The organism is Actinacidiphila bryophytorum (genome assembly GCF_016916835.1).
GTDB classification, from domain to species: Bacteria; Actinomycetota; Actinomycetes; order Streptomycetales; family Streptomycetaceae; genus Actinacidiphila; species Actinacidiphila bryophytorum.
The window spans coordinates 27,523-39,757 of sequence record NZ_JAFFIX010000019.1 but is presented as its reverse complement, the minus strand read 5'-3'; the positions used below and the strand labels follow the sequence as shown (position 1 = coordinate 39,757).

Sequence of the window (12,235 nt, the reverse complement as noted above, 5' to 3'; positions counted from 1 at the left end):
GCCGCCGCACCCCGCAGAACTCGCAGAACTCGCAGAATCGACACACCGCAGAGCCGAGCAGTCCAGAACCACGCGATCAAGAACACCACGAGCAACAGCAACACCGAGAACCACGCGATCGCCGCGGAGATCGCGGGGACCGCGGACAGCGCGACACGAACGAACGCCGATCGACCGCAGAGGGCAGGAGCAGGGGTGGCCGAGTGGGGGTGACCTACAAGTACTTCGGTGCGCCCGACGGTGCCACCGCGGCCCGCGTCCCGATCTCGATGCGCCCGGAGGAACTCGGCGGCGACGAACTCGGCCAGGGCCTGTACACCAAGGTCAAGCCGGAGACGATGGCCGCGATGGTCCTCACCGGCATCGAGGGCATACCCCCGGCCAAGGTCCCGCCGCTCGAACTCGTCGTCCTGCACCCGGACTACGCCGTCGTCCGGCTGCCCGCGTCCGTCGTGGAACCGCTGCGCAACGCCAACGAGGAGTCCCTCGGCGCCGCCGCCTTCATATGGTCGACCGTCCCCGACCGGCGCGGCCCGCGCGACGCGTTCGTCATCTACCAGATGCTCCACGAATGGCAGGACTTCGCCCGCCGCTGCCAGGAGTCGGGACACCAGCTGTACTGCCTCGTCTGGCCCTGAGTCCCCGGGCGCCGCGGGCTGGGTAGCCTCGCGGTCATGGACCTCAGGCAGCTCGAATACTTCGTCGCGGTCGCCGAGGAGCGCAACTTCACCCGGGCCGCCGAGCGCGTCCACATCAGCCAGTCCGGGGTCAGCTCCCAGATTCGGCAGCTGGAGCGGGAGTTGGGCGCGGAACTCTTCGACCGCTCGGGCCGCACCGCCCGGCTGACCGTCGCGGGCAAGGCCGCACTCGAACACGCCAGGGCCGCGCTGGCCGCCGCGCATGCGGTCGGGCAGGCCGTCGGCGAGGTCACCGACGTCATCCGCGGGCAGGTCGTCGTCGGCATGGTCGTCGGATGCACGGTCACCCCGCTCTTCGACGCGCTCGCCGCCTTCCACCAGGCCCACCCCGGAGTGGAGATCACCCTGGTCGAGGACGCCTCGGAGCAACTGGCCGACGGCGTACGGGACGGCGCCGTCGACCTGGCGCTGATCGGCTGCGCGGGCGGCACACCCGGCGGGCTCGACGCCTTCACCGTCGTCAGCGAGCGGCTGGTCGCCGTCGTGCCCGCCGGGCACCCGCTGGCAGGGCCCGGCGGGGCGGACTCCGACGGCGGGGCGGACCCGGTCACGCTGCGGGAGGTCGCAGGACACCCGCTGGTGTGCATGCCCCGCGGCACCGGCCTGCGCGGCGTCCTGGACCAGGCCTGCGCCGAGCAGCGGCTCGACCCGGTGATCGCGCTGCAGGCCAGCGCCCCCGACGCGATCGCCGGCCTGGCCGCACGCGGGCTCGGCGTCGGGGTGCTGAGCGAGTCGACGGCGCCCCGCCACCGGGACCTGCCGGCCGCCCGCCCGATCGCCGACGTGGACATCCCGGCGCTGCTGGCACTGGTCTGGCGCGGTACGCACCCGCCGGCGGTGCGCGAGCTGGTCGCGCACTGCCGGAGGGCCTTCACCCGGCCGTAGCGCTCGCGGGGCCGGCACCTGTCCGCGCCTGCGGGCCGTGCTCCTCGGCACCGTCGCCGGATCTGTCGCCCGCCTCGTCGTCCCAGGCGAGCGCCTTGAGCTGCATCCGGGCCGCGGGCGCACTGTGGGGCACCGTCGCCCAGTACGGATGTGCGGTGACCTGGACCGAGAGCCGCACCAGGCGGCGGCGCAGCACGGTGGTCTGGGAGCCGGCGGCGCCGGCCAGTTGGCGATACGTGGCGTACCAGTCGCGCTGCGCCTGGACGAGGTCGGCGGGGAAGGTGTGGTGGTGCATGCTCCGGATTCTCGCATACGTTCGAACGTATGTACGAGACCCCGGGCGGGCCGGACCGCCGCGTGTCGTTCTCGGGCGGTCCGCACCGCTGACGCCTCCCCCGCGCAGGCGTCAGCGGCGGGTCACAGGCAGATCAGCAGGATGCAGACCTGGCGCGGCGGCTGCGGGTCCGACGTGGCCGGCGGCTGCGCCGGGGCGGTCGTCGCGGGCGGCTGCGAAGGCGTCGTCGTCGGCTGGGTCACCGGCGTCTGGGCCGTCGAGGTGGGCGACGGCGTCACCGGGGCCTGCGTCGTGACCGACTGGGTCATCGGCTGCCGGGACGCGGCCGTGTTCGGGGCCGCGGTACGCGGCACGACCGGCACCGAGCGGGTGCCCGACGGCGGGGTCGTGGCCGCGGGGTGCGGCGGGGCCGGGGTGCCCGCGGTGGTCCGCGGGGCCGGCGCCGAGGGGATGGTGGCCGAGGTCGCGGCTGAGGTCGTCGCATCCGGCAGCGTGTCGCCCACCGGCAGGTCCGGGGTCGCCGCGGCGGCCGAGCGCCCGTCGGAACCACCGGTCGACGTCGCCGCGATCGTCAGACCGCCGCCCGCGAGGGCCACAGCGGTCGCCGCCGCGGCCCTGCGCCGGTTCTTGCGCCAGCGCGCCTGCTGCTGGCGGCGGGCGGCACGCCCGCCGGGGCGCGGCCCCGACGGCACGAAGTCCACCGCCGGCTCGGGGTCCGGGCCGTGCGCACCGGACGACAGCAGTTCCGGCAGTGCCTCCGGCAGCGGCGGGTCGGGCATCAACTGCGCCGACGGCATCGCCGATATCGGCTCACCGCCGTAATACGGCGGCCGATACGCCTCAGCGGGCGGCGCGATGTCCGGGGCGTAAGCACCGCAACCCGGGCACACCAGCGCCCCGTTGAGGGTGCGACGGCATTGGTAGCAGTAGTCCATTTTTTCGGCTTATGGCTTTCTGTGCTGCTGCAGGCCGGCTGACCGCAAAACGCTAACAGCACGGGCCGAAGGCCCTGCGGGGCAGTTGTGAGGCTTTCGAAAAGATCGGCCTTCCCAATTCCGGCGAAGTCGGCGCCAAGCGCATGAAGCGAGGCACCCGGCGGGCGCTATCCCGGGTCTTCGCGGTCGTCCGGCTCTCCCGCTCAGCCGCGGTCGCGCTCGTACCGCAGCAGCACGACGCCGTTGCCGAACGTACGGCTCTCCGCCAGGTGCAGCGCCGTACGGTCCGCGGCCTCGGGAAAGAGCCGCTTGCCCGAGCCGAGCAGCACCGGGTGCACGTAGATCCGGTACTCGTCGATGAGGTCGTGCGCGGCGAAGGCCGCGGCCAAGTCGGCGCCGCCCAGGGCCAGATCGCCGCCCGGCTGCGCCTTGAGCGCCGCCACCTCCGCCGGGACGACCTCGCGCACGACCGTCGTGTTCCACCCGGCCTGCTCCAGGGTCCGCGAGTAGACGATCTTGGGCATCTCCCGCCAGATACGGGCGAATTCCTTGACCGGCTCGGGATTCGACGCGTCCTCGTCCGCGGTCGGCCAGAATTCGGCCATGAGTTCGTATGTGACGCGCCCGTCGAGAAATGCGCCCATCGTGCGCAGGTGCGCGTTGAAGTAGTTGTGCAGTTCGTCGTCCACGAGGTGCCAGTCGATCTCCCGGTTCGGCCCCTCCATGAAACCGTCCAGCGATACCGACATCATCAACACGATCTTTCGCACGGCGGTGTGCTCCTCTCTCTCCCGCGCTCTCCCGGCCCGTCCACCGAATTGTGCCGCGCAGGTACGACAACGGGCCGTCACCAGCGCATTCGGCGCGCACGATAGGCTCGTGCGCATCCGGTTCGGCGGCACGAGAGGGCGGCACGGGTGCACGATCAGGCGCGGATCCAGGACGAGACGGTCGGCGGCTACCTGGACCGGCTCGCCGCCCGGTTGCCCGCACCCGGCGGCGGGGCCGCCGCCGCGCTGCACGCGGCCCAGGGCGCCGCACTGCTCGGCATGGTCGCCCGCTACACCACCGGCGAGAAGTACGCCGCCCAGGCGGAAGCCGTCGCGCGGATCACCGCCGAGAGCGACGAGCTGCGGGGCGCCGCGCTCGACCTCGCCGCGGCCGACGCGGCCGCCTTCACGGCGGTCACCGATGCGTACGCGCTGCCGCGCGGGGGCGACGGGGAGAAGGCGGCCAGGTCCGCTGCCATCGCCGCGGCGCTGGCCGGGGCCGCCAGGCCGCCCGCCGACGTCATCGGGGTCGCCCGGCGGATCATCGCCCTCGCGGAGGAGCTGCTTCCCATCGGGAACCCCAACGTCGTGACGGACGTCGCCGCCGCCGCGGAGGCGGCCAGGGCCGCGGCCACGACCGCCCGGGTCAACGTCGAGATCAATCTCGCCGGGATCAAGTCCCCGGCCACCCGGGCGGCCCTCACCGCCGCCACCTCCGACGTCGACCCCCTCGCGGCCCGAGCCGCCGCCCTGACCTCGGCGGTCCGCCAATCCCTCCAGGGTTGACGGCCGCTCCGTCCGCCCCAGGCGATTGCCACTTGCAGTGGCGCTGCTTGCCTCCGGCCCGGTGGGGGCTGGGCGCGCAGTTCCCCGCGCCCCTTGAAAACGCTCACCCTGCGCAGGCCAAGGAACGCCCACCCTGCGGGAAGGGGGCAACCACCAGGGGCGCGTGGGGGTACCCCCTCTGGGGGAGAACGGAGCGACCACCCCCCGCCGCAGGCAGGCAACGCACCGCAAGGGGCAGGACCTCAGGGGCGCGGGGAACTGCGCGCCCAGCCCCCGGTCGGGGGAAAGAAAGCAACGCCACTGCAAGTGGCACCCCCTCCGGGGGAGGAGAGGAGTCGGCGTGGGGTACGAGACGGTGGAGCTGGGTGGGGGCGCGCGGGCCGCGGAGTTGCGCGCGGAAGCGCGGGACGTGGCGGAGGCGGTCGGGCGCGTGCGGCTCGTGGTGGTCGTCGCCACCGACGACGAGAGCACGGCCTGGTACGTACGCTCCATCACCCGCGCCGCGGAAAAGGTGGGGATCGACTGCACGACCGTGAGACTCCCGCCCGACGCCGCCCCCGCGGCGATCCGCCAGGAGCTGCTGGCGCTGAGCGCCGACCCCACCGTGCACGGGGTGATCCTGCAGACGCCGCTGCCGCCCGGCGCGTCCGCCGCCGACCTGGCGGGGGCCATCGCCCCGGAGAAGGACGTGGACGGCGCGAACCCGCTGAGCCTGGGCCGGCTGGCCGCGGGCCTGCCGGCCTTCGCCCCGGCGACCGCGGAGGCCGTGGTCAGCCTGCTGGACGCGCACGGCATCGCCCTTGCCGGGCGTTCGGTCGCGGTCGTCGGCCGCTCCACGGTCGTCGGCAAGCCGCTCGCGCACCTGCTGCTGGACCGGGACGCGACGGTCACCGTGTGCCATTCGCGTACCGCGGACCTGGCCGCGGCGACGCGCACCGCGGACATCGTGGTGGCCGCGGCGGGCAGGCCCGGGCTGATCAGGGGCGAGCACCTGGCACCCGGCTCGGTCGTCGTGGACGTCGGCACGAATGCCACGGAGGACGGCGGGCTGACCGGTGACGTGGACGCGGAGTCGGTGGCCGGGCGGGCCGCCGCCCTGTCCCCGGTGCCGGGCGGAGTCGGCCCGGTCACGACCGCGCTGCTGCTGCGGCACACCGCGCTGGCGGCGCAGCGGGCGGCGGCCGGGGGCCAGTGACATCTGTCATGGGTGAGTACGGACGGACGGCTCTGCCGTCCTCCCCTCTCCGGCGGTGATGCTCATGCCATGGCAATCACCGACGCAGTGCGCACCTCCGACAGCCTCGACGCCCCGGCCGGCAAGGGCACCGCTGAGGGCGGTTCGGCCGGCTTCCGTCCCGTCCCGGTGTGGTTCTTCGCCTTCGAGGGTGTGATCGGCGCGTCGTACGACATCATCAAGTCCGCCCCGCACGCCTGGGTGTTCGTGGTCGCTGCCGCCGCGGTGAACATCGTGCTGGCCCGCACGGTCATGCGCGGCCGGCTCAAGATGGCCAAGGCCATGCTCAAGAGCAAGCGCACCCGCAAGATCGCGGTCGGCCTGATCGCCCTGCGGGCCGGCATGCACCTGGCGATGCACGCGATAGGGATGCAGGCGATGTCGGCCCCCGCCCATGTCGCGGTGGCCGCGGCCATGTGCGCGGCCACCGTCGCTCTGCTGGCGTTCGACCAGCGGGTGGTGCTGCGGGCGCTGTCCGCGGCCTGACCGCCCGCCTGGACCCCCGCCTGGACGCCCACCTGGACGCCCACCTGGACGCCCACCGGCGTACGGCCGTACGGACCGCGCAGGCCGCCGCATATGCTGCGGAGGAACGCAGCGCAGCACCCCCGGAGCCCGAGAGGCAGCACGACATGAGCACCCGTACCGCAGTGGTCACCGGCGCGAGCAGCGGTATCGGCGCCGCGACCGCCCGCAGGCTCGCCGAGGCCGGCTTCCACGTCGTGCTCACCGCCCGCCGCGCGGAGAAGCTGGACGCGCTGGCCAAGGAGCTGGCCGCCGACGGTCGCAGCGTCGCCGTGTACGCCCTGGACGTGACCGACAGGGCCGCAGTGGACGCCTTCGCGGCCGGCCTCGACGCGTACCCGCCGGTGCATGTGCTGGTCAACAACGCGGGCGGCGCGCTCGGCACCGACCCGGTCGCCACCGCCGACCCGGCGGACTGGCGGGCGATGTTCGAGGTGAACGTGCTCGGTGTGCTCAACGTCACGCAGGCCCTGCTGCCCGCGCTCAGCTCGTCGGGCGACGGCACGATCGTCGTCCTGTCCTCGACCGCGGGCCTGGCGACGTACGAGGGCGGCGGCGGTTACGTGGCCGCCAAGCACGGCGCGCACGTCATCGCCGAGACGCTGCGGCTGGAGCTGAACGGCCACCCGGTGCGGATCATCGAGATCGCCCCCGGCATGGTCAAGACCGACGAGTTCGCCCTCACCCGCTTCCGCGGCGACGCGAGCCGCGCCGAGGCGGTGTACGCCGGGGTGGCCGAGCCGCTGACCGCGGACGACGTCGCCGACACCGTGGCGTGGGCCGTGACCCGCCCGGCCCATGTGAACGTGGACCTGCTGGTGCTGCGCCCGCGCGCCCAGGCGTCCAACTACAAGGTGCACCGCGAGCAGTAACCGTCACACCTGCGGGTGAACTCCTGGCACACCGTCAACTTCCGTTGTTGCGGGGGTTAGCGGCGCGCCGCACCCGGGAACCATGTCCGCGTCAGGTCTTCGCGCGTAGACCCGTACGACCCCGTACGCCCCGCAACACCCCGTACGGCCCGTTCCCGTCCTCGTGGACCGGCCCCGGCCCGCCCCTGCGGCCGCGGCCCGGCCCACGCACGCCCGGAGGTCCCCTCATGCGCATCCGCCTGGCACTCCCGTTCGCCGCGGCCGCCCTGTCGCTGCCCGCCCTGCTCGCCGTGGCCACGCCCGCGGGCGCCGCGCCCGCCGACAAGGCGCAGGTGCTCAGCAGCTGGACGCAGACCAGCGCGTCCAGCTACAACGCCTGGCTGGCCGCCCGCAACAACCAGGCCGCCTGGTCCGCCTACGGCTTCGACTGGTCGACCGACTACTGCTCGGACTCCCCCGACAACCCGTTCGGCTTCCCCTTCAAGACCGCCTGCGCCCGGCACGACTTCGGCTACCGCAACTACAAGAAGGCCGGCACCTTCACCGCCAACAAGGCCCGGCTGGACGACATGCTCTACGCCGACCTCAAGCGGGTCTGCGCCGGCTACTCGGGCGCGACGAAGACCGCGTGCGACTCCACCGCGTGGACCTACTACCACGCGGTGGACATCTTCGGCTCGGCTGCGCCGGCCCGGCAGGCCGCCTGAACCGCCCGGCGGGCGGGGGCCGCTGCCCCCGCCCGCCGGTCCGTCCTGCCGCCTCAGCTGTGCGCGACGGTGAGCGCGTAGAAGGCGACGCGCGCGCCCTTGGTGGTGCTGTCGGACGACGACTGGTTGTAGGAACCGGCCTTGAAGTACTGCTTGTAGGGGTTGAAGGACGACGGGATGGCGTAGTGCGTCGTGCTTCCGTTGACCGTCAGGTCGATGGTGTTCCCGCCGGACACGCCGATCGTGTAGGTCCACGTCGTGCCGACGGCGACGTGCCCGACGGTGTGCGTGGTCTGGCCGCCGGACGGCGAGTTCTCCACGCCCGCGACGATGTCGCCGTTGGAGTGGTAGTACAGCTCGATCAGCGGCTTGGTCGAGGTGCCGCCGGAGCCGAGGTGGATCTGCCCGACGCACACGTTGGAGGTCACCGAGACCACCCGCAGCGTCGCGTTCATCCGGTGGGTGCCGGCCAGCGACCAGTCGGCGGCGCTGCCGTTGGTGTTCATCTCGCGCAGCTCGGAGCGTGCGTAGTTGGAGTTCGGCGTCGTGACGCCCTTCTCCGGCGCCCAGAAGGTCATGGCGCCGTCCGACCCGTCGGTGTAGAAGTACGAGTCCTGGTAGCCGCCGGCGCCCTGCAGCCGCGACGACGAGATCGTGGTGGGCGAACCGGGCGAGCCCACCGGCTCCTGCAGCTCCCACACCGACAGGTTGAAGTTGCCGCCGGGCGCCACCCCGGTGTTCAGCCCGCCGGACGGCGGCGTCGAGCCGCCGGGCAGCGTCCACTTCTGGTTGGCCGCGCCGGTGCACGTCCATATCTGCAGCTGGGTGCCGTTGGCGGAGGACTGGTCGGTCGCGTCCAGGCACTTGCCGGAGCCGGTGTTGACCAGCTCGCCGTTGCCGGCGGTCCACTGCTGGGCCGCGGTGCCGTTGCAGTCGTACAGCTGCACCTTGGCGCCGCTGGCCGTCGAGGCGGCCGTGACGTCCATGCACTTGCCGAGCGCCCGCACCGAGTTGTCGGCGTTGCCGACCGTCCAGCTCTGCGCGGCCGTCCCGTTGCAGTCGTAGAGCTGCACATGCGTCCCGTTGGCACTCGACGCGGCAGCCACGTCCACACACTTCCCGCCGAGCCCGGTGATCTGCCCGGCAGCGGCAGCCGAAGCACTGCCAGAGCCCAGCAGTCCGACCGCACCGGCAACACCCGCGGCACTGACGGCCGCGAGCACTTTCACACGCCATTTCATGTGGGGGTCCCCAAGCCTAGAGTCGTGGTCTAGTCCAAAGGGTGCGCCCCAGTTGAATAACACGCCCCCACCCCACCGTCAACGCCCGGCGGCGGGGCCGGCCTGTGCCTGCCCCGCCGCCGTGGACGCCGTTCAGCCCTTGACGCAGACGACCTGCTTGAGCTTGGCCACCACTTCGACCAGGTCGCGCTGCTGGTCGATGACCTTCTCGATGGGCTTGTACGCGCCCGGGATCTCGTCCACCACACCCGAGTCCTTGCGGCACTCGACACCGCGGGTCTGGTCCTCCAGGTCGCGGGTGGTGAAGCGCCGCTTGGCCGCGCCGCGGCTCATCTTGCGCCCGGCCCCGTGCGAGGCGGAGTTGAAGGCCGCGGTGTTGCCGAGGCCGCGCACGATGTACGAACCGGTGCCCATGGAGCCCGGGATGATGCCGTAGTCGCCCGCGCCCGCCCGGATCGCGCCCTTGCGGGTGACGAGGAGGTCCATACCGTCGTAGCGCTCTTCCGCCACGTAGTTGTGGTGGCAGGAGATGACCTGGTCGAAGGTGACCCGGGCCTTCTTGAACTCCTTGCGGACGACGTCCTGGAGCAGGCCCATCATCAGGGCGCGGTTGCGCTTGGCGTACTCCTGCGCCCAGAACAGGTCGTTGCGGTAGGCGGCCATCTGCGGGGTGTCCGCGACGAAGACCGCGAGGTCGCGGTCGACCAGGCCCTGGTTGTGCGGGAGCTTCTGCGCCTCGCCGATGTGGAACTCGGCCAGTTCCTTGCCGATGTTCCGCGAGCCCGAATGCAGCATCAACCAGACACTCCCGGACTCATCCAGGCATACCTCCACGAAGTGGTTGCCCGACCCCAGGGTGCCGATCTGCTGGGCTGCGCGCTCGGCGCGCCAGTGCACCGCCGGGGTCAGCCCCTCGAACCGGGACCAGAAGTCGTCCCAGCCCGCGGTCGGCATGCCGTGCACGTCGGCCGGGGTCACCGGGTCGCGGTGGAGGCCGCGGCCGACCGGGATGGACTGTTCGATGCGGGTGCGGAGGCGGGAGAGGTCGCCGGGGAGGTCGTTGGCGGTCAGGGAGGTCTTCACCGCGCTCATGCCGCAGCCGATGTCGACGCCGACCGCCGCCGGGCAGACGGCGCCGTGCATGGCGATGACCGAGCCGACCGTGGCGCCCTTGCCGTAGTGGACGTCGGGCATCACGGCGAGGCCCTTGATCCAGGGCAGCGTGGCGACGTTGCGGAGCTGCTGCATCGCGCCGTCGTCGACGGTGGACGGGTCGGTCCACATGCGGATCGAGACCCGGGCTCCGGGCACTTCTGTGTACGACATGGCTGCCCCCCCGGGCATCGGCGTGTGGGACACGCAAAGAAACGGAAAGAAGGCGACGAAACGGCACAATCGCCGGATTCGTCGAATATGGCAACGCGTCACCCGATAAACCCACCCCAACGGGCGGTTTCTGCGCGGCGTGCGGTAGACATTGTGTCCAGGGTTCGCTCATGCGCGCCAAGGAATTACCGCAGCGGGGTCACCCGGCATACGCCGTACGGCTGAATCCGCCGCATTCCGGGCGCATTCCGATCGAGAGGCGGCACGTGAGGCAAGGGCTCCGCCCAGCGCGGTCGATGCGAAGGCCGCAGGTGGCGTTCGGCGCAACTGTGCTGGCGCTTGCGGTCGGCGCGCTCGCCGCCTGCACGGGCAGCGGCAGCGGCGGCACGGCGAATGACGGCAAGTCCGCGCAGCTGCCCTACGGCGGCAGCATCTCCCCCGCACCGCCCGGCAAGTACAAGACGCTGCCGCAGCCGTGCGCAGCGGTGGACCTGGACACCCTCAAGGCCCTGGTGCCCGGCGCCGCCGACTACTCGGGCACCGAGGCGCTGACGTACGACACCGACCGCAGGGTCGGGTGCAGCTGGAAGGCGGCGGCGCCGGACGGCACGAGCCGCACCCTGGCCGTCGACATGGAGCGGGTCGTGTCCTACGACCCGGCGGTCAGCGACGAGGTCGAGGCGAAGTCGGACTTCGACGACCTGGCGGACGCCGCGTCGATCCCCCCACTGCCGCTGCCCGGCGCGACCACCACGTCGCCGACGGGGACGCCGACGGGCAGCGCGGACGGCGGGACCCCGCCGTCGGGTTCCGGCGGCAGCAGCCAGGACCTTGCGCCGCGGCGGCTGACGGATGTGGGGAACGCCGCATTCATCAACGACGTGCCCGTGACCTCGAAGGGCACCGCACGCCGTGTGGTGACGCTGGTCTTCCGCACCGCCAACGTCGTGGTGAGCATCCACTACACGCAGTCCTCGCCCGCTTCCGCCACGCCACCACAGAGCGCTGACCTGCAAAGCGGCGCCGAGAAGGTGGCCGGGCAGCTGGAGCACCGGGTCGAGGGCTGAGCGGTACGCGGCACGGGCACCCGCCGCGCACCCCTTAGGGTGGAGGGCCGACCGGCACCTGCCCCGCGGCAGCGGGGAGCCCAGGGCAGACACACGAGGACTTGGACCCATGGAACGACCACGACGCACCGCACCGCGGCCGGCCCTGCTGCTCGCCTGCGCGGCGGCGGTCCCGGCGATGCTGCTCGCCGGCTGCTCCTCGGGCGGCGGCTCGGACTCCGGCAAGTCCGGCGGCAGTACGGCGGGCAGCGGTACGCCGACGACCCCGGCGCTCGCCCCCGCGAAGTACGGCACGCTCCCCGAGGGCTGCGTCACGGTCGGCAAGTCGACGGTGGCCGCACTGGTGCCGAAGGTGAAGTCGGCGGCGGGCACCCCGGCGATGTCCCAGGACATCTCGGCGCGGGCGGGCTGCTCGTGGACGGGCAACGGCTCCGACGGCTACCAGTACCGCTGGCTGTCGGTGACCTTGCAGCGCTTCACCTCGACACCGACCGCGTCGGCCGAGCAGCAGGCCAAGGACCGGTACGCCGACCAGGTCGCGCAGCTGGGCAAGGCGCCGGGCGCGACGACCGCGGCGGTGGCCAAGCTCGGCGACCAGGCGAGTTCGGTCGCGGCGAAGGCCACGGTCTCGAAGGTGACCTCGCAGAACGACACGGTCGTGGCGCGGGTCGGCAACGTCGTGGTGATCGTCGAGTACAACGGCGCCGGGCTGGAGGGCAAGAAGAACCCGTCGGCGGCGACCGTGGTCTCCGGTGCGGAGCGGGCGGCGAAGGACGCGGTCCTGGCCGTCGTCGGCGCCAACAGCTGACGGCCCGGCGGCTGCCCGGCGGCGGCCCGGCGGCTCCGGCCCGGCCGAGGGCCGCGGCGGCGGCGAACACGTAACAAACGCTGCCC

At 72.7% G+C, this 12,235-nt stretch carries 14 protein-coding genes; 9 read left to right on the top strand and 5 right to left on the bottom strand.

Annotated elements, in window-relative coordinates; translation table 11 throughout:
- The first annotated feature begins 209 nt into the window (after positions 1-209).
- Positions 210-638 carry a hypothetical protein gene (locus JT723_RS24470; protein WP_078582806.1) on the top strand — a complete coding sequence of 143 codons (429 nt, stop codon included), beginning with the start codon at positions 210-212 and terminating at the stop codon, positions 636-638.
- 36 nt (positions 639-674) lie between these two features.
- Positions 675-1,583 carry a LysR family transcriptional regulator gene (locus JT723_RS24465; protein ID WP_205046934.1) on the top strand — a complete coding sequence of 303 codons (909 nt, stop codon included), beginning with the start codon at positions 675-677 and terminating at the stop codon, positions 1,581-1,583.
- Here the strand turns inward: JT723_RS24465 and JT723_RS24460 are convergent.
- From JT723_RS24460 to JT723_RS24450, 3 genes are all read right to left on the bottom strand, one after another.
- Entirely contained in the window at positions 1,570-1,878 is a 309-nt protein-coding gene (locus JT723_RS24460; RefSeq protein ID WP_307794073.1) for a DUF8825 domain-containing protein, read from the bottom strand. The two genes, JT723_RS24465 and JT723_RS24460, sit on opposite strands and share 14 nt — an antisense overlap.
- Before the next feature lie 122 nt (positions 1,879-2,000).
- Positions 2,001-2,813, bottom strand: a complete 813-nt coding sequence (locus JT723_RS24455; RefSeq protein WP_205046933.1) for an SCO2400 family protein — start codon at positions 2,811-2,813, stop codon at positions 2,001-2,003.
- A gap of 203 nt (positions 2,814-3,016) precedes the next feature.
- Positions 3,017-3,583: a dihydrofolate reductase family protein gene (locus JT723_RS24450; RefSeq protein ID WP_205046932.1), complete on the bottom strand. Its 567-nt coding sequence runs from the start codon at positions 3,581-3,583 to the stop codon at positions 3,017-3,019.
- 147 nt (positions 3,584-3,730) lie between these two features.
- Here JT723_RS24450 and JT723_RS24445 point away from each other — a divergent pair, with 147 nt between their 5' ends.
- From JT723_RS24445 to JT723_RS24425, 5 genes are all read left to right on the top strand, one after another.
- A complete protein-coding gene (locus JT723_RS24445; protein WP_265934402.1) occupies positions 3,731-4,369 on the top strand; it encodes a cyclodeaminase/cyclohydrolase family protein in 639 nt (212 codons plus the stop codon).
- A gap of 340 nt (positions 4,370-4,709) precedes the next feature.
- Entirely contained in the window at positions 4,710-5,564 is an 855-nt protein-coding gene (locus JT723_RS24440) for a bifunctional 5,10-methylenetetrahydrofolate dehydrogenase/5,10-methenyltetrahydrofolate cyclohydrolase (protein WP_205046931.1), read from the top strand.
- 69 nt (positions 5,565-5,633) lie between these two features.
- Complete coding sequence (locus tag JT723_RS24435) at positions 5,634-6,089, top strand: hypothetical protein (protein WP_240166123.1); 456 nt, start codon at positions 5,634-5,636, stop codon at positions 6,087-6,089.
- Between the two features lie 146 nt (positions 6,090-6,235).
- A complete protein-coding gene (locus tag JT723_RS24430) occupies positions 6,236-7,000 on the top strand; it encodes an SDR family NAD(P)-dependent oxidoreductase (protein WP_205046930.1) in 765 nt (254 codons plus the stop codon).
- 227 nt (positions 7,001-7,227) lie between these two features.
- Entirely contained in the window at positions 7,228-7,707 is a 480-nt protein-coding gene (locus tag JT723_RS24425) for a phospholipase (protein ID WP_205046929.1), read from the top strand.
- A 53-nt stretch (positions 7,708-7,760) separates the two neighbouring features.
- Here JT723_RS24425 and JT723_RS24420 read toward each other — a convergent pair whose 3' ends face one another.
- Together JT723_RS24420 and JT723_RS24415 are read right to left on the bottom strand one after the other, a co-directional pair.
- Positions 7,761-8,948, bottom strand: coding sequence for a polysaccharide lyase family 7 protein (locus JT723_RS24420; protein WP_205046928.1), 1,188 nt, complete (start codon positions 8,946-8,948; stop codon positions 7,761-7,763).
- A 132-nt stretch (positions 8,949-9,080) separates the two neighbouring features.
- Positions 9,081-10,274, bottom strand: a complete 1,194-nt coding sequence (locus tag JT723_RS24415; protein ID WP_205046927.1) for an RtcB family protein — start codon at positions 10,272-10,274, stop codon at positions 9,081-9,083.
- A 311-nt stretch (positions 10,275-10,585) separates the two neighbouring features.
- Here JT723_RS24415 and JT723_RS24410 point away from each other — a divergent pair, with 311 nt between their 5' ends.
- Together JT723_RS24410 and JT723_RS24405 are read left to right on the top strand one after the other, a co-directional pair.
- Positions 10,586-11,341 (top strand): hypothetical protein, encoded by a 756-nt coding sequence (locus JT723_RS24410; RefSeq protein ID WP_205046926.1) that lies wholly within the window; start codon positions 10,586-10,588, stop codon positions 11,339-11,341.
- Positions 11,342-11,450: 109 nt separating this feature from the next.
- Positions 11,451-12,149, top strand: coding sequence for a DUF3558 domain-containing protein (locus tag JT723_RS24405; protein WP_205046925.1), 699 nt, complete (start codon positions 11,451-11,453; stop codon positions 12,147-12,149).
- The last annotated feature ends 86 nt before the right edge of the window (positions 12,150-12,235 follow it).